We start from the raw sequence: 20,882 nt of genomic DNA on the forward strand, positions 1-20,882 counted from the left end.
AGCGGCGTAACGTGCAGGTTGGCGATGCGGTTGTGATCGGTTGTCTGCGTTCTCTACTGCCGAGCACGTCGATCGATACCCCCGAAAGAGTGAGCGATTCGCCTCACCTTCAGGGGTAGGGCGCGACGGCACCTGACCTCACCATGAGGTCATTCCCCGCCGGAGACGCCGCATGGCAAGTCTGACCGCCGCCGCTCGCCCCGATGCGCACAGTGCATGCGTCAACCAACCGACTGCACCACGTGTGCGTGCGGTGGCCAGAGCCATGCACTACATCGACACGCATCTGTGCGAACCCATCAGCGTGGCGCAATTGGCGGGTGCTGCGTGCATGAGCCGCTTCCATTTCGCACGCGTGTTTCGCGAGGTGGTGGGTGCCAGCCCGATGGAATACCTGCGTGGTTGCCGTATCGAACGTGCACAGGTGTTGCTGCGCGAAAGGCGCCACAGCATCAGCCAGATCGCCACCGATCTGTGCTTCTTCGATCAGAGCCATTTCGTGCGCAGCTTTCGGCATGCCACCGGCTGCACACCGGCGCGCTTTGCCGCGCAAGACGCGATGGATGCCTGCGCTGCGTTGACCACATCGCGTGCGCAAGTGCGCGGCGGCCACGCGTTTTCATCTTCCCTGGAGCATCACCCATGAGCACCGCTACTGCAGTTCCCGGCACACGCCTGCTGTCGCCCGGCGATCACGCCCTGATCCTGATCGACCATCAATCGCAGATGGCCTTCGCCACCCACACCATCGACATCTCCGCGCTGCGCAACAACGTGGCGCTGATTGCCAAGGGTGCCAAAGGCTTCAAGGTGCCGGTGATCCTGACCACCGTGGCGGAAAAGTCTTTCTCCGGTCCGTTGTTTCCCGAGCTGCCGGAGATCTTTCCCGGCGAGCCGGTGTACGACCGCACCAGCATGAATGCCTGGGAAGATCCTGCCGTGATCGACCGCGTCAATGCCATCGGCAAGCAGCGGCTGGTGATCGCCGGGCTGTGGACCAGCGTGTGCATCGTCGGCCCGACGCTGTCGGCGATCGAACAAGGGTTTGAGGTCTACGTCATCACCGATGCCTGCGGCGATGTCAGCGATGAAGCGCACGAACGCGCGGTTACGCGCATGCTGCAGGCCGGCGCCGCGCCGATCACCAGCGTGCAATACCTGCTGGAATTGCAGCGCGATTGGGCGCGCGGTGAGACCTATGAGCTGACCACCGGAATTGCACGCGCACATGCCGGCGGCTACGGCATCGGCATCCAGTACGCCAAGACGATGTTCGGCGCGCAGGAAGGCGGGCATTGAACCGCTCTCTGCTGCGCGGCACTGCCGGCCAGGCAGCTGCGGTGTTGCTGCTGCGCCTCGCCGGTGGCGGCTTTCTGTTGCCGCATGGATTAGGCAAGTTGCTGGGGTGGTTCGGTGGTCCGGGCCTGGTCGGCTTCGCCGGTGAATTGCAGCACTTTGGCTTTCCTGCAGCGGCACCGTTGCCGCTGGTGTTGGCACTGGTACAGACCTTGTCCGGTGGTGCGGTCTTGCTCGGTGCATGGACGCGCGCCAGTGCGATGCTTGCCGCGTTGTTCATCGCCATCACCGTGGTGTTGGCAGTGCCCAACGGCTGGTTCTGGATGCACGGCGGCATGGAGTATCCGCTGATGTGGCTGCTGGTCTTGCTGGCACTGATCGGGACCGGTGGCGGCGACTGGTCGCTGGATGGATGGCGCAGGCGCGTCGCCAGATGAGCAACAACCCCTCACACGATGCCGGACGACGTCAACTGCTGCAGGGCGCTGCGGCCAGCCTCGCGGTTGCTGCACTCCCGGGTGTCGTGTCTGCGGCCACCTCGCCGACTTCCAAGGAAGCTGACATGGTCGATCTTGTCGTTCGCAATGCGAGCATCACCACACTGGATCCGCGCCAGCCCAGTGCCAGCGCAATTGCGGTGGCCGATGGACGCATCGTCGCGGTCGGCGACGATGCACACGTCATAGCGCTAGCCAAGGGCGCACGCGTCATCGATGCGCAGGGGCGACGCCTGCTGCCCGGCCTCAACGATAGCCATACCCATCTGATTCGCGGCGGGCTGAACTACAACCTGGAGTTGCGCTGGGACGGCGTGCGTTCGCTGGCCGATGCGATGGCGATGCTCAAGGCGCAGGTCGATCGCACGCCTGCGCCGCAATGGGTGCGCGTAGTCGGCGGTTTCACCGCGCATCAATTCGTCGAAAAACGTCTGCCCACATTGGATGAGATCAATACGATCGCACCGGACACGCCGGTATTTCTGCTGCATCTGTACGACCGCGCCTTGCTCAATCGCGCCGCGCTGCGCGCCTGCGGCTACGACAAACAGACACCGGATCCGCCGGGCGGGCGTATCGAACGCGACAAACTCGGCAATCCCACCGGCCTGCTATTGGCCAAGCCCAACGCGCTGATCCTGTACGCAAGTCTGGCCAAAGGCCCGCGCTTGCCGCTGGAATACCAAGCCAACTCCACGCGTCACTTCATGCGCGAACTCAACCGGCTGGGCATCACCTCGGTGATCGATGCCGGCGGCGGTTTTCAGAACTATCCCGAGGACTATCAGGTCATCGAGCAGTTGCATGCAGCCGATCAACTGAGCGTGCGCATCGCCTACAACCTGTTCACCCAGAACAAGGGCAAGGAGGTCGATGACTTCCGTGGCTGGACCGAGATGATGCCGGTACGCAAGGGCGACGATCTGCTACGTCACAACGGTGCTGGTGAAATGCTGGTGTTCTCTGCGGCCGACTTCGAGCAGTTCAGCGAGCCGCGTCCGGAGTTGCCGCCGGAACTGGAGCCGGAGCTTGAGCAGGTGGTGCGGCTGTTGGTGGAAAAGCGTTGGCCGTTCCGCATCCATGCCACCTACGACGAAAGCATCGGGCGCATTCTCGATGTCTACGAAAAGGTCAATGCGGAGATTCCGTTCGATGGCCTGCACTGGTTCATCGATCACGCCGAAACCATCACCCCGCGCAATATCGATCGCATCCGGGCCTTGAATGGCGGCATCGCCGTGCAGCACCGCATGGCCTATCAAGGCGAAGCCTTCGTCGAACGCTATGGCGTGCAAGCCGCACGGCACACACCGCCGGTGCGTCGCATGCTGGCCGCCGGGGTACCGGTCGGTGCCGGCACCGATGCCACGCGTGTTGCCAGTTACAACCCGTGGGTGGCGCTGTCGTGGCTAGTCACCGGCCGCACCGTAGGCGGGCTGGCCTTGTATGGCGAGGAGAATCTGCTCGATCGCGAACAGGCCTTGCGATTGTGGACGCAGGGCAGTGCGTGGTTCTCCGGCGACGAGGCCAACAAGGGCACGTTGGCGGTGGGGCAGCTGGCCGACTTCATCGTGTTGTCGAACGATTACCTGCACGTCGACGATGCCGCCATCGCCGACATCACCAGCGTGCTGACCGTGTTGGGCGGGCGCGTGGTGCATGGCGATGGCGACTTTGCCGCGCTGGCGCCGACCCTGCCACCTGCCATGCCGGACTGGTCGCCGATTAACCGTTTCGGTGGCTATCACGTTGGTGGTGTGGTTACCAAACTTGCCGGTGCCACGCATGTGCACGGCCACGGCTGTCACACCCATGGCGCACATCGCCACGCGGCGCAGCACGCTGCACCGTCTGACGATCTGCGCAGTTTCTGGGGTGCATTGGGATGCGCATGTTTCGCGTTCTGATGCCGCTGACATCGTGCGCTAGCGTGCGTTGCGCATACCGCCGCATCGCCTGTTTCATCCCACTGCCTGGAGCTTGGCCGCAATGACTTCTTCCGCTGCACCTGCCGATGGCGGTGCCTGGGCGCCGCTGCGCGAGCCGGTCTTCCGTGTATTGTGGCTGGCGATCCTGGGCAGCAACATCGGCACCTGGATCAATGATGTCGCCGCTTCGTGGGTGATGGCCGAACAGACCGGCTCGCCGTTGATGGTGGCGGCGGTGCAATCGGCAACCACCTTGCCGGTGGTGTTGTTTGCGCTGGCGGCCGGCACCCTGGCCGACATCGTCGACCGGCGCCGCTATCTGATGTTCACGCAAGCGTGGATGTTGCTGGTGGCCGGCATGTTGGCACTGCTGTCGCATCTGCAGTTGCTCACCCCCTGGGTGCTGGTGGGCCTGACCTTTGCGATGGGCACCGGCGCAGCGATGGCGATGCCGGCGCAGGCGGCGATCGTGTCGGAGCTGGTGCCGCGCCCGATGCTGGCCTCGGCAGTGGCGCTCAACTCGATTGGAATGAACATCGCACGCTCGATCGGCCCGGCGATCGGCGGCCTGATCGTGGCGCAGTTCGGCCCGCCATGGGCCTTCCTGCTCAATGCGCTCACCTTCGGATTGATGCTGTGGGTGGTGTGGCGTTGGCGCCGCGAGACGCATGCCTCGGCGTTGCCACCGGAGAGTTTTGGCGCCGGCCTGCGTGCCGGCTTGCGTTACGCCGCGCGTGCCGGTGTGCTGCAGGCGGTGTTGATCAAGGCCGGCGGATTCTTTTTGTTTGCCAGCGCGCTGACGGCATTGTTGCCCTTGGTAGTGCGCCGCGAGATGCAACTGGGCGCCGGTAGTTACGGCATCTTGCTGGGCTGCATCGGGATCGGTGCGATCAGTGGCGCATTGCTGTTGCCGCGGCTGCGTGCGCGTTACGACCGCGATCTGCTGGTGTTCGTCGCCACCTTGGTGTGCGCGGCATCGCTGTTGGGACTCGCGTTGTCGCGCCAGATCGGCGTGTTGTGCGTGGTGATGGTGGTGAATGGACTAGCCTGGATCACCGTGCTGTCGTCACTGCAGATCGCCGCGCAAACGTCGGTGCCGGCATGGGTGCGTGCGCGTGCGCTGTCGTTGTACATCGTGGTGTTTTCTGCAGGCATGGCCAGCGGCTCGTTGCTGTGGGGTGCGTTGGCGCAACGCACCTCGATTGCCACTGCGCTGCAGATCGCTGCCGTAGGTGCGGTGATTGCGGCGGTACTGGTCAAGCGCGCGCGCATTGCCGGTACCGAACAGCTGGACCTTGCACCCGGGGGACACTGGCCCACGCCTGCGCAATCGGACACGGTCGAACACGATCGCGGCCCGGTGCTGGTGACAGTGGAATACCGCATTGCCGCAGATGCACGCGCCGCGTTCATCCAGTTGATGACGCAACTCGGCAACGCACGCCGCCGCGATGGCGCAGTGGTCTGGGGGGTGGCCGAAGACGCCGCAACTCCTGGCGTGCAGCTGGAATATTTCATCGTCGCCTCGTGGCTGGAGCACTTGCGCCAGCACGAACGCGTTACCGGCGACGACCGCCAGTTGCAGGAGCGGATCCGCGCTTTGCATCAAGGCGAGCGTGCGCCGGTGGTGCGGCATTTTGTCGGTGGCGGCGGCGTGGCAGTTCCACCGCATGCGCATTCGGATATCTGATGACCGTGAACTGGAAATTCATCAGCGGTGTTGTGCTGGGTGTGGCAATCGGCTGCGGCTGCCGTGCGGCGGGCATTCCATCGCCTGCACCAACAGCGTTTGTAGGCGCGTTGCTGGTGCTGGCGATGACTTGCGGCTATGCGCTGGCCGACCGCTTTCTAGCCCGCCGTGACGCGCGCAACCTGGTGCATTGCGGCGGGCCCAGCGGCCGCGTTGCGGGGCATGGCGAAGGATGAGCCTGGCATTGCTTGGCGTACTGCTCGCATTGGCCATTGGCGTTGGTTGCCGGCTGCTGGATCTGCCGTTGCCTGCACCGCCACGCCTGACCGGCGCGTTGTTGGTGGTCGCGATGAGTGGCGGGTTTTTGCTGGCAGATTGGGTGCTGCGTTAACTCAGCACGGTGTTTGATAGGCGCTGGTGACGCAGATGGCACTGACGAATCAATGATGTCGAATTGATGTGTTGGAGCGGCTGAAAAAATTACTTCATGCCGGTCTGTTGCGGAGCGGCTGATCTGGGTCTTCGGTGCAGGGCGGCTGATCTGTTGATTGGCTGCAGGGCCCTTGCCCGCCCACCATCGCGGGACACGCCGCAAGTACGTCCGTGTAGGCTCTTACGCGGCATCCATGCCGCGTAAGGTCCCGCGATGGTGGGCGGGCAAGGACCAGTCGAGTTGGTCGGTGCATGGCTTTCAACAAAGCAGCCAGGAAACTCTCTGGTGCGGTGTCCTCGCCGCTTGCGGGACCGTGTGGCGGCATGGATGCCGCCACCGAGCCTACAGGGACGTACTTGCGGCGTGTCCCGCGAGCGGCGAGGGCACCGCGCGCTCGACCAACCAGGCTTGTGAAAGCATCCAATAACATGCAGCTAACAAAACTGCTGCGCTCACTGCCATGCGAGTGCGAACAATGCCCGAAATCGGCACGTACCACTCGTACACGGCGATTCCCACGCGTCGTCCGCATCCACCTCACGACCGCTCGCTAGGTTGTGTTAGCTGCTTTTAAGTACAACCTCAGTATCGCCAAAAAAAAGGCCGGCTCGCACAAGCCGGCCTTCTCTTAGCGATTCAAAACAGATCAGGCTTTTGCGAACGCCAGCAGATCCTTGTTGAACTGGTCGGCATGGGTGACCGGCAGACCATGCGGCGCACCGGCATAGATCTTCAGTTCGGCGTGCTTGATGATCTTGGCCGACAACTTGCCGGACGCGTCGATCGGCACGATCTGGTCGTCGTCGCCATGTACCACCAGCGCCGGCACATCGATCTTCTTCAGGTCGGCGGTGTAGTCGACCTCGGAAAATTCCTTGATGCAGTCGTACTGGCCCTTGTGGCCGCCCAGCATGCCCTGCAGCCAGAACGAGTCGCGCATGCCCTGGGTGACCTTGTTGCCGTCACGGTTGGCGCCGAAGAACGGCGTGGTCAGATCCTGATAGAACTGCGAACGATCCTTGGCCACGCCGTCGCGAATGCCGTCGAACACGCTCAGCGGCAGGCCGCCCGGATTGGTCGGGCTCTTGACCATCTGCGGCGGCACCGCGCCGACCAGCACGACCTTGGCCACACGCTTGCTGCCATGGCGGCCCACGTAATGCGCCACTTCGCCACCGCCGGTGGAATGCCCGACCAGGATCGCGTCTTTCAGATCAAGCTTTTCGATCACCGCAGCCAGATCGTCGGCGTAGGTGTCCATGTCGTTGCCGTCCCAGGTCTGGGTCGAACGACCGTGGCTGCGACGATCGTGCGCAATCACACGGAAGCCGTGTTGGCCCATGAACAGCATCTGCGCATCCCAGGCATCGGCGCTGAGCGGCCAGCCGTGCGAGAACACGACCGGTTGGCCCTTGCCCCAATCATTGTAGAAAATGTTGGCGCCGTCGGGGCGGGTGACAAAATTGGACATCGGGTTGACTCCGTTGTTGGTCGGGTGGGGCGGTGTGGAGGGAGGTGCGCGCACGGCTGCGGCGGCACTGGCGAGAGCGGGCAAAGACAACGCTGCCACGGCGGCCGTGCTGGAGATGAGAAAGCTGCGGCGTCCGGCGTCGGCCGGAGTGGGCTCGAACGGATGCATAAACACTCCTGTGGGCGAGGGCATGCATCCCGGGCGTCGCGTGACAGCGTGAAGCGTCATGGCTGTCTCTGCGAAGCGCAGCGCGAATGCAGCGCAGGCCGTGGACACACCGGTGCATCCACTCAGTAGACCCGCGCAAGCAGCAAGCAGATTGCACACGCGTGCGCACTGTCGCAGGGGTGCACGCTGACTGTGATCTGGTCGATCAAAGCAAGCGGCGGCTACGAAACGCGTTGGTCAAGCAGACTCAGTCGTGCGGCAAGAGCGTGCAGCGTGCAGGCGGTCGCGCACGCGCTTCGACTGGATGGGGAGAGACGATGATGCTCGCTCAGCCCCAACCGACACCGCCGGTCACTGCAGCGCGGTATCCCACAACAACTTGATGTTCAAACAGACGATCACCGCCGCGATCACCCAGGCGATGCGCACCAGCCACGCCGGTGCCACCAGCGCACCCATCAATTGACGATCCGACACGAAGCGCACCAGCGGAATCACGGCAAACGGCAGCTGCATCGACAACACCACCTGGCTGAGCACCAGCAGCCGCGCAGTGCCGGCTTCGCCGTACAGCCAGGTCACGATCACCACCGGCACGATCGCGATGCCGCGGATCAGCAGGCGGCGTATCCACGGCGGTAGCCGCAGTTGCAAAAATCCTTCCATCACGATCTGACCGGCCAACGTGGCAGTCACCGTGGAGTTCACGCCTGAAGCAAGCAACGCAACCGCAAACAAGGTCGAGGCCAGACCCACCCCCAGCATCGGCGCCAGCAACGCATGTGCCTGCTCGATCTCCTGCACATCGGTGCGGCCCTGCGCATGAAACACCGCCGCTGCCAGAATCAGGATCGAGGCATTGATGAACAACGCGAACATCAAGGCCACGGTGCTGTCGGTCACCGCCCAGCGCAACGCCGACTTGCGCCCCATATCGGTGCGCGGATACGCACGCGTCTGCACGATCGACGAATGCAGATACAGGTTATGCGGCATCACCGTCGCACCGATGATGCCGATTGCCAGATACAAGGCCTTTGGGTCGGTGATCACTTGCGCACGCGGAATGAAGCCGCCCAACACCGCCGCGATCGGCGGTGCAGCCAGCGCGATCTGGATGCCGAAGCACACGAAGATGATCAGCAGCAACGCCATCACGAACGCTTCCAGCGCGCGGAAACCGCGGTTCATCAGCAGCAACACCAACACTACATCGACCGCGGTGATGATCGCGCCCATGGTCAGCGGAGTGCCGAACAACAGCTTCAACGCGATCGCGGTGCCGATCACCTCGGCCAGGTCGCAGGCGATGATCGCCAGCTCGCACAATCCCCACAGCGCCAGGTTCACCCCGCGCGGGTAACGCGCCCGGCAAGCCTGGGCCAGATCCAGCCCTGTCGCGATGCCCAGGCGTGCCGACAAACTCTGCAACACGATCGCCATCACGTTGGACAGCAGGATCACCGACAGCAGCAGGTAGCCGAACTGCGAGCCGCCGGCCAGATCGGTGGCCCAGTTGCCCGGGTCCATGTAGCCCACAGACACCATGTAGCCCGGCCCCAGAAACGCCAGCAAGCGGAACCACCAGTGGCCGCCCTTGGGCACGGCAACGCTGGCGTGGTGCTCGCCCAGACCGCCGTTGGCGGAATGCGCTGCGGGGGTGGGCGGATGAGTGTGCGAGAGGGTGTCGGCGGACATGCGAGACGGCGTCGGCGAGGGATCGGAGCGATGATATAGCAACTGCTATGCTGTTGAGCATTGGCAATCTCAATCGTAATGATCGGCGGCGTGCTTCACACTACGCAGACCGGCACTGGCGCCGGACGCGATGATGAGGAAGAGGGTGGGCAAGAGCGAAAAGCAGGAAGCCGCCGCGCCGGTGCTGATCGATGCGCAGGTGCATATGGAAAGCTTCCGTCAGGTGCGCGAAGCGCGCCGCGCCGAGTTGGTCGAGGACTATGTGGAGCTGATCTCCGATCTACTGGTCGACGGTGGCGAAGCGCGCCAGGTCGATATCGCCGCGCGCCTGGGCGTGGCCCAGCCGACCGTGGCCAAGATGCTCAAGCGGCTGGTGCGCGATGGCTGGGTGGTGCAGCGCCCGTACCGCGGCGTGTTCCTGACCCCGGCCGGCGAGGCGCTGGCCGCGTCCAGCCGGCAGCGCCATCAGATCGTCGAGCGCTTCCTGCTGGCCCTGGGCATCGACGAGGCCACCGCGCGCCGCGATGCCGAGGGCATCGAGCACCATGTCAGCGAAGCCACCGTTGCCGCGTTCGCCGCCTTCCTGGATCGCCAGGGCGGCAGCGCTGCGTGAGCACATCGGTGGAGATGCCTTTCGATGCGGCGCGGTCGCCGATCGACCAGCAATGGATGCAGCGCGCCCTGCAACTGGCCGAGCGTGCCGAGCGCGACTATGACGAGATCCCGGTGGGTGCGTTGCTGGTCGATGCCGATGGCAACGTGCTGGGCGAAGGCTGGAACTTCAATATCGCCAGCCACGACCCTACCGCGCATGCCGAAATCATGGCCATGCGCGAGGCCGGCCGCCGGCTGGCCAATCACCGGCTGATCGGCTGCACCTTGTACGTCACCCTGGAGCCCTGCGCGATGTGCGCGATGGCCATGATCCATGCGCGTATCGCGCGGGCGGTGTTCGCCGCCAGCGACCCCAAGACCGGTGCCTGTGGCAGCGTGTTCGACCTGTTGGCCGACCCGCGTCACAATCATCGCGTGCAGGTCAGCGGCGGCGTGCTTGCAGCAGAAGCGAGCCTGCGGCTGACCAATTACTTCAGGGCCAAGCGTGGCAAGCCGCCCCTCGCGCCCTGAGCGGCGCGGCCGCGGTATGATGCGCGCCCTTCAGCATCTGGCCGGCGACGGCCCTCCACAGGACGGCGATATGGCAGACAACCTTGCGGGCAACGACCGACTGATCTGGATCGATCTGGAAATGACCGGGTTGGATACCGATCGCGACTCCATCATCGAGATCGCCACCATCGTCACCGATGCGCAGTTGAACGTGCTTGCCGAGGGGCCGGAACTGGCCATCGCGCATCCGCTGGAAAAACTCGAAGCGATGGACGAATGGAACCGCAATCAGCATCGCCGTTCGGGCCTGTGGCAACGCGTGCTCGACAGCCAGGTCACCCATGCGCAGGCCGAAGCGCAGACCGTGGCGTTCCTGAGCGAGTGGATCCGCGCCGGCGCCTCGCCGATGTGCGGCAACTCGATCTGCCAGGATCGCCGCTTCCTGCACCGGCAGATGTCGCGCCTGGAGCGCTACTTTCACTACCGCAATCTCGATGTGTCCACCATCAAGGAGCTGGCACGGCGCTGGGCGCCGACGGTGGCCAATGGGTTTGCCAAGAGCTCGGCGCATACCGCGCTGAGCGACGTGCGCGATTCGATCGATGAGCTACGCCACTATCGCCAGTTCATGGGCGCGTTGGGCGGTGCAAACCAGGGTGGCGCGCAGGGATAAGGGCGACACTGGTTCGCGGCACGCCGACGGCGTGCTGCGACTGATACTGGTGTGCAGCGAACGTTGCGAGTTGGAAGTTGCGTATCTTCAGACTCATCCGTTCGATGCAGCAGGCGCCAGAGACGCCACACAACAAAAAGGCCGCATCACTGGATGCGGCCTTTTGCATGACAGATTGCTTTACACGCGAAAACGCACTCAACGCGCCAACGACGGCCCCTTGCTCAAATCGCCATCATCGGCAATGCCTTTCAGCAGCAGATCGGAGATCGGCTTGCCGTCGGCATCGTGGTGATACACATGCAGGTCGCGCTGCGGGTACGGGATATTGAGCCCGTTTTCCAGCAGCTGGTTACGGATCTGCTCCAGCGTGGTGCTCTTGGCCGCGCCGAAGTTGCCGTTGGTGGCATACGCAAACAATATCAGATCCACCGTGCTCTCGCCCAGGTTGGTGACCTGCACGAACGGTGCGGGCGAATCCAGTAGGTTCGGGTTCTCCTTGGCGATCTGCAGCAACAGCTGCTGGGCTTTTTTCAGATCGTCTCCATAGCCCACGCCCACGGTCACTTCCAGGCGACGGTTGGGCAGGGTGCTGTAGTTGACGATCGGCGAGGTGGTGATCGTGCTGTTGGGCAGGGTGATCATGCGTTCGTCGAACGAGCGCAGCCGGGTCTGGAAGATACGGATCTCGTCCACGATGCCTTCCTGGCCTGCGATCACGACATGGTCGCCATCGCGCATCGGTCGCAGCACGATCAGCATCACGCCTGCTGCGATGTTGGACAGTGAATCCTTCAACGCCAGACCGACCGCCAGACCAGCCGCACCCAGCACCGCAATCAGCGAGGTCGGCGGCACGCCGATCTTGCTCAACGCGCTCACGAACACCAGCACCAGCAACAACGCATACAGCACGTTGCGCAGGAAGTTGGTCAGCGTGATCTCGATACGCGCGCGGGTCAGCGCACGATGCAGCCACTGGCTGAGCTGTTTGGCCAGCCACATGCCGACCACCACGATCAGCAGCGCCAGCCCCCAGTTGAGCGCGTACTGCGCCCACGGGATGTTGGCCCAATTGAACGCCGGCTCCGCCGCCTTGGTGGCCGCCGCTGCCGGCTTTGCGGCGACTGCTCCTGCAGCCGCCGCCCACACCACACCCAACATTCCCATCAGCTCTCGCTCTTCAACTTGGCCAGACGCAACCAGGTGTCGACCACGGTGTCAGGATTCAGCGACACCGACTCGATGCCTTCCTGCATCAGCCACTCGGCCAGTTCCGGGTGATCCGACGGCCCCTGGCCGCAGATACCGACGTACTTGCCCTTGGCGCGCGCGGACTTGATCGCCATCGACAGCAGCTTCTTGACCGCCGGATTCCGCTCGTCGAACAGATGCGCCACGATCGAGGAATCGCGGTCCAGGCCCAGGGTCAGCTGGGTCAGATCGTTGGAGCCGATCGAGAAGCCGTCGAAGATCTCCAGGAACTCGTCGGCCAGCAGCGCGTTGGACGGCAGTTCGCACATCATGATGATCTTCAGGCCGTTCTCGCCCTTCTTCAGGCCGTTCTGCTCCAGCACCTCGATCACCTTGCGGCCTTCTTCCAGCGTGCGCACGAACGGGATCATCACCCAGAGGTTGTCCAGGCCCATCTCGTTGCGCACTTTCAGCACCGCCTTGCACTCCAGCGCGAACGCCTTGGTGAAGGACGGGTCGACATAGCGACTGGCACCGCGGAAGCCGATCATCGGGTTCTCTTCATGCGGCTCGTAACGCGAACCGCCGATCAGGTTGGCGTACTCGTTGGACTTGAAGTCCGACAAACGCACGATCACCGTGTGCGGCGCCACCGAGGCGGTCAGCGTGGCGATGCCTTCGGCCAGACGGTTGGTGTAGAAGCTCACAGGATCGCCGTAACCGGCGGTCTTGGCGTCGATCTTCTTGCGGACGTCGGCGTCCTGCTTGTCGTATTCCAGCAGTGCATTGGGATGGATGCCGATATGCGCGGCGATGATCATTTCAAGACGCGCCAAACCAATGCCGGCATTGGGCAGCTGACCGAAGTCGAAGGCACGCTCCGGGTTGGCCACATTCATCATGATCTTGAGCGGGGCTGGCGGCATGTTGCCCAGATCGGTGGTGGTGCGCTCGAACGGCAGCAGGCCATCGTAGATGAAGCCGGTATCGCCTTCGGCGCAGCTCACCGTTACTTCCTGTCCATCGCTGATCATGTCGGTGGCATTGCCCGAGCCGACCACGGCCGGCACGCCGAGCTCGCGCGCGATGATCGCCGCATGGCAGGTACGGCCGCCGCGGTTGGTGACGATCGCCGATGCGCGCTTCATCACCGGCTCCCAATCGGGGTCTGTCATGTCGGCGATCAACACGTCGCCGGCCTGCACGCGATTCATATCGTCCAGCGAGCGCACCACGCGCGCGACGCCGCTGCCGATCTTTGCACCGACTGCGCGGCCTTCGACCAGGATCTTGGCGTCCTTGGCATCCAGCGAAAAACGCTCGATCTGGGTGGCATGGCTGCGCGACTTCACCGTCTCAGGGCGCGCCTGCACGATAAACAGCTTGCCGCTGACACCGTCCTTGGCCCACTCGATATCCATCGGGCGGCCGTAATGCTTTTCGATCACCAGGGCCTGCTTGGAGAGCTCCTGCACGTCTTCGTCGCTGATCGAGAAGGTGTTGCGCAGTTCCACCGGCGTGTCCTCGGTGCGCACACGCTCACCGGGCACATCCGAATACACCATGCGGATCGCCTTGCTGCCGAGCGAGCGACGCAGGATCGCCGGCTTGCCTGCATTGAGCGTGGGCTTGTAGACATAGAACTCGTCCGGGTTGACCGCGCCTTGCACGACCATCTCGCCCAGGCCGAAGCTGGAGGTGACGAACACCACATCGCGAAAGCCCGACTCAGTGTCCAGCGTGAACAGCACACCGGCCGCACCGACGCCCGAGCGCACCATCAACTGCACGCCGGCCGAGAGGAACACGTCTTCGTGCTTGAACCCGTGATGCACGCGATAGGCAATCGCACGGTCGTTGTAGAGGCTGGCGAACACTTCCTTGACCTTGTGCACCACATCGTCGGCGCCGGTCACGTTGAGGAAGGTTTCCTGCTGGCCGGCGAACGAGGCATCCGGCAGATCTTCGGCCGTTGCCGACGAACGCACTGCCACCGCCACTTCGCCGCCGCCGTTTTCGGCGCACAGCTGTTCGTAGGCGGTGCGGATGTCGCGGTCCAGTTCCGGCTGCAGCGGCGCATCGATCACCCAGCCGCGGATCTCCTTGCCGGCGATGGTGAGCGCAGTGACATCTTCCACGTCCAGCGTGGCCAGCTTGTCGAAGATGCGCTTGGACAGATCGTTGTGGGCGATGAAGTCCTTGAAAGCTTCCGCAGTGGTCGCATATCCACCGGGAACCGAAACGCCAAGCCCGGCCAGGTTGCCAATCATCTCGCCAAGCGAGGAATTTTTACCGCCTACGCGGGCCAGATCGACCAGGCGTAGCTCATGCAACCACAGGATATTCTCGTTCAAGCGCGATGCTCCGTAAGGCCATCGCCCGAGCGGGCTGGATGGCCGCGACCGTAGGAAGAAGCCGCTATGATGCAGTGCACAGCGGAATCTGCACAAGCATGAACCCGTAAGTTTTGAACACCAGTTCAAAGAGGTGGCCTTGATGTCAACAATTCGACCGGTGTTCTACGTCTCCGATGGAACCGGTATCACCGCTGAAACGATTGGGCATAGCCTGCTCACGCAGTTCAGTGGATTCAACTTCGTCACCGACCGCATGTCGTTCATTGACGATGCAGAAAAAGCGCGCGATGCCGCGCTACGCATTCGTGCGGCAGGCGAGCGGTACCAGGTGCGCCCGGTGGTGGTCAATTCGTGTGTCGACCCACAATTGAGCATGATCCTGGCCGAAAGCGGCGCGTTGATGCTGGATGTGTTCGCGCCCTTCATCGAGCCACTGGAGCGCGAGCTCAACGCGCCGCGGCACTCGCTGGTGGGCCGCGCGCACGGCATGGTGGACTTCGAGACCTATCACCGCCGCATCAATGCGATGAACTTCGCGCTGAGCCACGATGACGGCATCGCGCTCAATTACGACGAGGCCGATGTGATCCTGGTCGCAGTGTCGCGCGCGGGCAAGACGCCCACCTGCATCTATCTGGCATTGCATTACGGCATCCGCGCCGCCAACTATCCGTTGACCGAAGAAGATCTGGAAAACGAACGTTTGCCGCCGCGCTTGCGTAACTACCGCAGCAAGCTGTTCGGTTTGACCATCGACCCGGAGCGGCTGCAGCAGATCCGTCAGGAGCGGCGCGCCAATTCGCGTTACAGCGCGGCGGAGACCTGCCGGCGTGAAGTCGCCACCGCCGAGCGCATGTTCCAGATGGAGCGGATTCCCACCTTGAGCACCACCAATACCTCGATCGAGGAAATCTCCAGCAAGGTGTTGTCCACGCTGGGGCTGCAGCGCGAGATGTTTTGAGGCCGGGATTGGTGGGTAGGGATTCGGGATTGTGCAGGCAGGCGGCGCGTTCACACACAATCCGGGTGTTGCCGCGACGCGGCTGACGGCTTGCTGACAAGCCGGGCGAAATCAAGCGGGCGGGACAATGCTCGAATAAAGTAGGCCTGCCGATGGGCAGTCGTCAATGCTGCCCGTGCGGCAGCGCAGCGTGTAGGATCGGTTTATGGCGCAAGCACTGAGCAAACTCGAACGCATCCCCAAGTTGAGCCGATTTGGCTGGCTGATGGGCTTGTACGCAGAAAACTTCCAGCACCTGACCCGGCTGTTCGCGCCGGCCGACCTCGCTCCCGGTTCCTATGTATCGTCGATCGGCGATGGGCTGAATCTGCGTTTGGACGTGATCGAGTGCCACCGCTACACGGTGGAGCTGCGGCTGACCTACGACCTGTGCGACCCGGTGACCGGCGAGCCCGATCCCTCTGCTTATGTGCGGCTGTACCGCGACGCGCGCCAGGCTGAGACCACGCATTGCTATGTCGGCCGCCGCTGGCAGGACGTGATGGGCATGTTCCCGCCGCCGGCCGAGCTGATCAGCCACCGCATGCGCATGAATACGTTCCTGGGCAAGTGGCTGGACTATCTGGCCGAGCGCGGTCACGGTGTCGCCACGCTGCGCCGGGATCACGATTACGTTGCACCGCCGCGCGCCAATTCGCAGATCGGTTGAGCGGGCGCGTCGCTGCCATGCCCACTCGTTGTTGACGACGCGTCCGCTGTTGATGGCGCATCGGTCATACTGATGTGCTTCGTGTCAGATCGCGTGCCATGCCCTATACCCCTATCGTCGCCACACTTGGCTACCTGTTGTCGCCGGACGGCAGCCAGGTCCTGATGATCCACCGCAATGCCCGCCCCGGCGATCAGCACCTGGGCAAGTACAACGGGCTCGGCGGCAAGGTGGAACCGCATGAAGACGTGCTGGCCGGCATGCGCCGCGAAATTCGCGAAGAAGCTGGCGTGGAATGTGGCCAGATGCAATTGCGCGGCACCATCAGTTGGCCCGGCTTCGGCAAGCACGGCGAAGACTGGCTGGGCTTTGTCTTCCTGATCCACAGCTTCGAAGGCGAGCCGCAGGCCTCGAACTCTGAAGGCACGCTGGAGTGGGTGGCACTCGATCGCATGGAGCAGCTGCCGATGTGGGAAGGCGACCGCAATTTCCTGCCGCTGGTGTTCGATGGCGACCCGCGTCCGTTCCATGGCGTGATGCCGTATCGCGACGGGCGTATGCAATCGTGGACGTACTCGCGCATCTGAGCGCATGGGTCCGCTAGCGAGCGCGAGGGTGGTCTTTTCTCTTATATCAAGGCTGCGTTGAACCCAGCTGCCGCACCGAGCACTTCTCCACATCCGCTGTGGATGAAACCTGCGCAAGTCTGTGGACAACTGTGCACGCGCCTTGCGGCGCAAGGCTGTCAAGTCGACTGGTGAAATTTTCGCCAGTCGTGATTATTGCGCCGTCCAGCCGCCATCGATGGCGATCGACTGGCCGGTGATGTTGCGCGCAGCATGCGACATCAGGAACGCGACCGTGCCGGCCAGTTCGTCGTACGCAATAAAGGCGCCCTTGGGCATCGGCTTGAGCATCACATCGCGGATCACGGCGTCTTCGGCAATGCCGCGCGTGCGTGCCTGGTCGGCGATCTGGCGCTCCACCAACGGCGTGCGCACATAGCTGGGGCACAACGTGTTGACGGTGATGTCGCAGTCTGCGGTTTCCAGCGCGATGACTTTCGCAAGACCGACCAGACCGTGCTTGGCCGCGACATACGCACTCTTGTACGGGCTGGCCACCAACGAATGGATGCTGCCGATATTGACGATGCGCCCGTAGCCGGCTTCACGCATACCGGGCAGGACAGCGCGGCTGAGCCGTGCGGCGCCGGTCAACATCACCTCCACCAGCAACGCCCAGCGCTGCATCGGGAAGTCTTCCAGCGCGGACACGTGCTGCAGGCCGGCGTTGTTGATCAGCACCTGCGGCGCGCGCGATGCGCTGGCCAGCGCACGCACAACGCTATCTTCATCAGTCACGTCCAGCGCCAGCGCTTCGGCCGAACCGCCGGCGTCGCGCAGAGTGCGCGCAGTGCGCTCGGCGGCCGCCAGGTCCATATCGCTGACGATCAGATGGTGGCCAGCGGCGGCCAGCTCGGTGGCGATGCCGGCGCCAATGCCGCTGCCTGCACCGGTGATCAGGATGCTGCGCATCGGGTGTCCTTCTCGGGAATCGTGCGCGGCCAGGGCGGCAACGCTGGCCGTCAGACTAGCCGAGTCCCGCGAAACGGTCGCCTGCATGGCGCGCGCGCGTTACCCTTTGCGCCTCGATCACCTCAGGCTGCGCATGAAACGCCATTTCTCGATGCTGCGCGATTTCCAACTCGCGGACTGGTTCACCCTGGCCAATGCCTTCTGCGGCACCGGTGCGGTGTTTGCCTCGATGCGCTTTCTGCAGGAAGGCCATCGCGGCGACCTGCTGCTGGGCATGGCGCTGATTCCGCTGGCGTTCGTCTTCGATGCGCTGGACGGGCACGTGGCGCGCTGGCGCAAGGCATCCTCGACGCTGGGGCGCGAGCTGGATTCGCTGGCCGATGTGATCTCCTTCGGCGTGGCGCCGGCGGCGCTGGGCTATGCCTGCGGCATGCGCGGCGGCTGGGACTGGTTGGTGCTGAGCTATTTCGTCTGCTGCGGCGTGAGCCGGTTGGCGCGTTACAACGTGACCGCCGAAGAGATCGCAGGCGAGGCCGACAAGGTGCCGTATTTCGAAGGCACGCCGATTCCCAGCAGCCTGCTGCTGGTGATCCTGCTTGCGGTGGCCGCCAGCAGTGGCCATATCGGTCAAAGCCTGTGGTGGGGCCAGTGGCAGCTCGGGCCGTGGCAGCTGCATCCGTTGGTGATGCTGTTTGCGGTCTCCGGCTCGCTGATGATCAGCAAGACACTGCGTATTCCCAAACCCTGACCGGCACGCCGGGACACACGCGGTAGGATGGCTCGGTGAACAGGCACAGGAAGGGATGATGGCAAGCAGCGGTTCGGACAATGGCAACGAAGACAAGGCGCGCCAGTACTGGAACGCCTGGGGAGATGCCATGCGCCACGGCCAGTCCGGCTCCGCTGCGCCGCCGGGTGCGGTTCCAGGCATGGGGCCGAGTACGGACGCACCGCAGGACTGGCGCAAGGCGATGGACTGGTGGTCGCAGTTGTTGCCCACCCAGGCCGCACCGCAGGCGCAGGAGGCGATCGACCGCTTCCGCAATCAGGCCGGCGACTGGTTCGGCACCATGCAACAGGTGGCCGCGCAATTTGCCGGGCGCGATACCTCGGCCAACGAAGTCTCCGATGCCTGGCGACAGGCCGTGCAAGGGCAGGGCGAACAACTGATGCAGTGGACGCTGGGCTCGTTGCGCGGCGGCAGCCCGGGCGGGTTCGATCCGTGGCTGCAGCAAGCAGCGCAGACCCTGGAAAAGTGGCAGCAGGAAAACGCGCCCTGGCTGCAGATGCCGGCATTCGGCTTGAACCGCAATCATCAAGCGCGCCTGCAGACGCTGGCACGCGCGCAGCAGGACTATCAGGCGCAGTCGCAGGCCTATGGCGAACAACTCAAGTCGGCCATCGAGCAGGCGTTCGGCCGGTTTACCTCCAAGCTGGGCGAGCATGAAAGCAGTGGCAGTCAGCTGACCAGTGCGCGCGCCCTATTCGATCTGTGGATCGAAGCGGCCGAAGAGTCTTACGCAGACATTGCGTTGTCCGACCGGTTCCGCGAGGTGTACGGCGGCTTTGCCAACGCGCATATGCGCCTGCGTGCCGCGTTGCAGGAAGAAGTGGAGCAACTGAGCGAGCGCTTCGGCATGCCGACCCGTTCGGAGATGGATGCTGCGCATCGCCGCATTGCCGAGCTGGAGCGCGCGGTGCGGCGGATGCTGCGCACTGCAGCGAGCCCGGCGAGCAAACCTGCGGCAGCGCCGGCAGCAGATCCGGTGGCATCGGCCACGGCCAAGCGTGCGTCGTCGTCCAAGGCGAGCGCAGTGTCCGAAGCAGCGCATGCAGCGAGCGCCGTCAAAAAGACCGCAGCTAAAAAGTCTCCGGCCAAACAAGCGACCGCTTCGAAACCGGTCTCCAGGCCAGCCACTGGCAAACCCGCCGGCAAGCCAGCCGCACGCAAGCCACGTGGAGCGCAGGTATGAAAGGCCCGTTGGGATTCAGTGCCGAAGACCTGATGCAGGAAACCCTGTCGATGCAGCGCAAGCTGCGCGAGGGGCTCAAGCTGCTGCCCGGGGTGGAAGACGTGGATTACGGCGTCACCGAGCGCGAAGAAATCTGGCGCGACGGCAAGGTAGTGCTGTATCGCTTCGTCGGCGAACAGGCGCCGGTGGCCAAGACGCCGCTGCTGATCGTCTACGCGCTGGTCAATCGCCCGTACATGGTCGACCTGCAGGCCGACCGCTCGCTGGTCAAGGGCCTGTTGAGTCATGGCCAGGACGTCTATGTGCTGGACTGGGGCTACCCGGACCGCTCCGAGCGTTACCTCACGCTCGAGGATTATCTGCTGCGCTATATCGATGGCGCGGTGGACCATTTGCGCGCGCAATCAGGTCTGGAAGCGGTCGATGTGCTCGGCATCTGCCAGGGCGGCACGTTCTCGCTGTGCTACGCCGCCTTGCAACGGCCCAAGGTGCGCAACCTGATCACCATGGTCACGCCGGTGGATTTCCATACCCCCGACAACATGCTCTCAAACTGGGCGCGCATGGTCGATGTGGACCTGTTCGTCGATACGATGGGCAACGTGCCGGCGGATCTGATGAACGCCAGTTACCTGATGCTCAAGCCGTTCCGGCTGAATCTGCAGAAGTATGTCGGTTTGCTCGACATCCTCGACGACAAGCAGGCGCTGGAAGATTTCCTGCGCATGGAAAAGTGGATCTTCGATTCGCCCGACCTGGCCGGCGAAGCCTTCCGCGAGTTCGTCAAGCTGTTCTATCAGCGCAATGGCCTGGTGACCGGGCAGGTGAGCATCGGCGGGCAGGCGGTCGATCTGCAGGCCGTCGACATGCCGGTGCTGAACATCTACGCCGAACACGATCACCTGGTGCCGCCCGATGCCTCACGCGCGCTACGTTGCCTGGTCGGCAGCGACGATTACAGCGAGCTGAGTTTTCGCGGCGGGCATATCGGTATCTACGTCTCCGGGCGTGCGCAGCGCGAAGTGCCGGTGGCGGTCCATCGCTGGCTGCAGGAGCGTGGCGGCAACGCCTGATGCGGTACGGCGGTGCGATCCAAACGCCCGCCATGACGCCACGCAGCACGCCGCCAGCGCCATCACGACGCACTGGCGCTGCTCTTTCTAGACTGGGCGCAACGTTTGAAGGAGGC

General features: G+C 63.7%; 21 protein-coding genes, 1 other RNA gene and 1 pseudogene. 18 read left to right on the forward strand and 5 right to left on the reverse strand.

Going from position 1 to position 20,882, the window contains the following annotated elements:
• Positions 1-172: 172 nt before the first annotated feature.
• The 9 genes and pseudogenes from AC1PLU_RS10500 to AC1PLU_RS10540 all read left to right on the forward strand — a co-directional run bounded on the left by AC1PLU_RS10500 (position 173) and on the right by AC1PLU_RS10540 (position 6,410).
• Positions 173-646: a helix-turn-helix transcriptional regulator gene (locus tag AC1PLU_RS10500; RefSeq protein ID WP_481108387.1), complete on the forward strand. Its 474-nt coding sequence runs from the start codon at positions 173-175 to the stop codon at positions 644-646.
• The gene (locus tag AC1PLU_RS10505) at positions 643-1,299 is read left to right on the forward strand and encodes a hydrolase (RefSeq protein WP_481108388.1); all 657 of its coding nucleotides are present in this window, start codon (positions 643-645) and stop codon (positions 1,297-1,299) included. Before AC1PLU_RS10500 ends, AC1PLU_RS10505 begins: the two co-directional genes overlap by 4 nt.
• Positions 1,296-1,733, forward strand: a complete 438-nt coding sequence (locus AC1PLU_RS10510; protein WP_481108389.1) for a DoxX family protein — start codon at positions 1,296-1,298, stop codon at positions 1,731-1,733. Before AC1PLU_RS10505 ends, AC1PLU_RS10510 begins: the two co-directional genes overlap by 4 nt.
• A 125-nt stretch (positions 1,734-1,858) precedes the next feature.
• The gene (locus AC1PLU_RS10515; protein WP_481108501.1) at positions 1,859-3,700 is read left to right on the forward strand and encodes an amidohydrolase; all 1,842 of its coding nucleotides are present in this window, start codon (positions 1,859-1,861) and stop codon (positions 3,698-3,700) included.
• 82 nt (positions 3,701-3,782) lie between these two features.
• Entirely contained in the window at positions 3,783-5,411 is a 1,629-nt protein-coding gene (locus tag AC1PLU_RS10520; RefSeq protein ID WP_481108390.1) for an MFS transporter, read from the forward strand.
• A gap of 5 nt (positions 5,412-5,416) precedes the next feature.
• Positions 5,417-5,647, forward strand: coding sequence for a DUF1427 family protein (locus AC1PLU_RS10525; protein WP_268215146.1), 231 nt, complete (start codon positions 5,417-5,419; stop codon positions 5,645-5,647).
• Positions 5,644-5,802: a XapX domain-containing protein gene (locus AC1PLU_RS10530; protein ID WP_043889239.1), complete on the forward strand. Its 159-nt coding sequence runs from the start codon at positions 5,644-5,646 to the stop codon at positions 5,800-5,802. The genes AC1PLU_RS10525 and AC1PLU_RS10530 overlap by 4 nt, the downstream gene beginning before the upstream one ends.
• Positions 5,803-6,048: 246 nt before the next feature.
• Positions 6,049-6,258, forward strand: a pseudogene (locus AC1PLU_RS10535) (hypothetical protein); the annotation flags it as partial.
• 76 nt (positions 6,259-6,334) lie between these two features.
• A non-coding RNA gene (locus tag AC1PLU_RS10540) (sX9 sRNA) lies at positions 6,335-6,410 on the forward strand.
• Positions 6,411-6,490: 80 nt separating this feature from the next.
• On the opposite strand, the gene AC1PLU_RS10545 is transcribed toward AC1PLU_RS10540, so the two are convergent.
• Entirely contained in the window at positions 6,491-7,315 is an 825-nt protein-coding gene (locus AC1PLU_RS10545) for an alpha/beta fold hydrolase (RefSeq protein ID WP_481108502.1), read from the reverse strand.
• A gap of 519 nt (positions 7,316-7,834) precedes the next feature.
• Positions 7,835-9,181, reverse strand: coding sequence for an Nramp family divalent metal transporter (locus AC1PLU_RS10550; RefSeq protein ID WP_481108391.1), 1,347 nt, complete (start codon positions 9,179-9,181; stop codon positions 7,835-7,837).
• A 145-nt stretch (positions 9,182-9,326) separates the two neighbouring features.
• On the opposite strand from AC1PLU_RS10550, the gene mntR reads away from it, so the two are divergent.
• The 3 genes from mntR to orn all read left to right on the forward strand — a co-directional run bounded on the left by mntR (position 9,327) and on the right by orn (position 10,961).
• Complete coding sequence (gene mntR, locus AC1PLU_RS10555; protein ID WP_043909134.1) at positions 9,327-9,794, forward strand: manganese-binding transcriptional regulator MntR; 468 nt, start codon at positions 9,327-9,329, stop codon at positions 9,792-9,794.
• 14 nt (positions 9,795-9,808) lie between these two features.
• Positions 9,809-10,306, forward strand: coding sequence for a tRNA adenosine(34) deaminase TadA (gene tadA, locus AC1PLU_RS10560; RefSeq protein ID WP_481108503.1), 498 nt, complete (start codon positions 9,809-9,811; stop codon positions 10,304-10,306).
• A gap of 70 nt (positions 10,307-10,376) precedes the next feature.
• Complete coding sequence (gene orn, locus AC1PLU_RS10565) at positions 10,377-10,961, forward strand: oligoribonuclease (protein WP_023904122.1); 585 nt, start codon at positions 10,377-10,379, stop codon at positions 10,959-10,961.
• Positions 10,962-11,159: 198 nt separating this feature from the next.
• On the opposite strand, the gene AC1PLU_RS10570 is transcribed toward orn, so the two are convergent.
• Positions 11,160-12,131, reverse strand: coding sequence for a mechanosensitive ion channel family protein (locus AC1PLU_RS10570; protein WP_481108392.1), 972 nt, complete (start codon positions 12,129-12,131; stop codon positions 11,160-11,162).
• Positions 12,131-14,509: a phosphoenolpyruvate synthase gene (ppsA, locus tag AC1PLU_RS10575; RefSeq protein ID WP_481108393.1), complete on the reverse strand. Its 2,379-nt coding sequence runs from the start codon at positions 14,507-14,509 to the stop codon at positions 12,131-12,133. The genes AC1PLU_RS10570 and ppsA overlap by 1 nt, the downstream gene beginning before the upstream one ends.
• A 142-nt stretch (positions 14,510-14,651) precedes the next feature.
• On the opposite strand from ppsA, the gene ppsR reads away from it, so the two are divergent.
• The 3 genes from ppsR to AC1PLU_RS10590 all read left to right on the forward strand — a co-directional run bounded on the left by ppsR (position 14,652) and on the right by AC1PLU_RS10590 (position 16,769).
• Positions 14,652-15,473: a posphoenolpyruvate synthetase regulatory kinase/phosphorylase PpsR gene (ppsR, locus tag AC1PLU_RS10580; protein WP_043889794.1), complete on the forward strand. Its 822-nt coding sequence runs from the start codon at positions 14,652-14,654 to the stop codon at positions 15,471-15,473.
• Positions 15,474-15,678: 205 nt separating this feature from the next.
• The gene (locus AC1PLU_RS10585; RefSeq protein WP_104551538.1) at positions 15,679-16,182 is read left to right on the forward strand and encodes a DUF1249 domain-containing protein; all 504 of its coding nucleotides are present in this window, start codon (positions 15,679-15,681) and stop codon (positions 16,180-16,182) included.
• 98 nt (positions 16,183-16,280) lie between these two features.
• A complete protein-coding gene (locus AC1PLU_RS10590; RefSeq protein WP_481108394.1) occupies positions 16,281-16,769 on the forward strand; it encodes an NUDIX hydrolase in 489 nt (162 codons plus the stop codon).
• A 192-nt stretch (positions 16,770-16,961) separates the two neighbouring features.
• Here the strand turns inward: AC1PLU_RS10590 and AC1PLU_RS10595 are convergent, their stop codons facing one another.
• Complete coding sequence (locus AC1PLU_RS10595) at positions 16,962-17,720, reverse strand: 3-hydroxybutyrate dehydrogenase (protein WP_074057426.1); 759 nt, start codon at positions 17,718-17,720, stop codon at positions 16,962-16,964.
• An 85-nt stretch (positions 17,721-17,805) separates the two neighbouring features.
• Between AC1PLU_RS10595 and AC1PLU_RS10600 the strand changes: the two genes are divergently transcribed.
• The 3 genes from AC1PLU_RS10600 to AC1PLU_RS10610 are packed head-to-tail and all read left to right on the forward strand — an operon-like array spanning position 17,806 to position 20,766.
• Positions 17,806-18,468, forward strand: coding sequence for a CDP-alcohol phosphatidyltransferase family protein (locus AC1PLU_RS10600; protein WP_481108395.1), 663 nt, complete (start codon positions 17,806-17,808; stop codon positions 18,466-18,468).
• Between the two features lie 55 nt (positions 18,469-18,523).
• The gene (gene phaE, locus AC1PLU_RS10605; RefSeq protein WP_481108396.1) at positions 18,524-19,693 is read left to right on the forward strand and encodes a class III poly(R)-hydroxyalkanoic acid synthase subunit PhaE; all 1,170 of its coding nucleotides are present in this window, start codon (positions 18,524-18,526) and stop codon (positions 19,691-19,693) included.
• Positions 19,690-20,766, forward strand: coding sequence for a class III poly(R)-hydroxyalkanoic acid synthase subunit PhaC (locus AC1PLU_RS10610; protein ID WP_481108397.1), 1,077 nt, complete (start codon positions 19,690-19,692; stop codon positions 20,764-20,766). Before phaE ends, AC1PLU_RS10610 begins: the two co-directional genes overlap by 4 nt.
• Positions 20,767-20,882: the final 116 nt, after the last annotated feature.

This window comes from Xanthomonas sp. NCPPB 2933 (assembly GCF_056725225.1).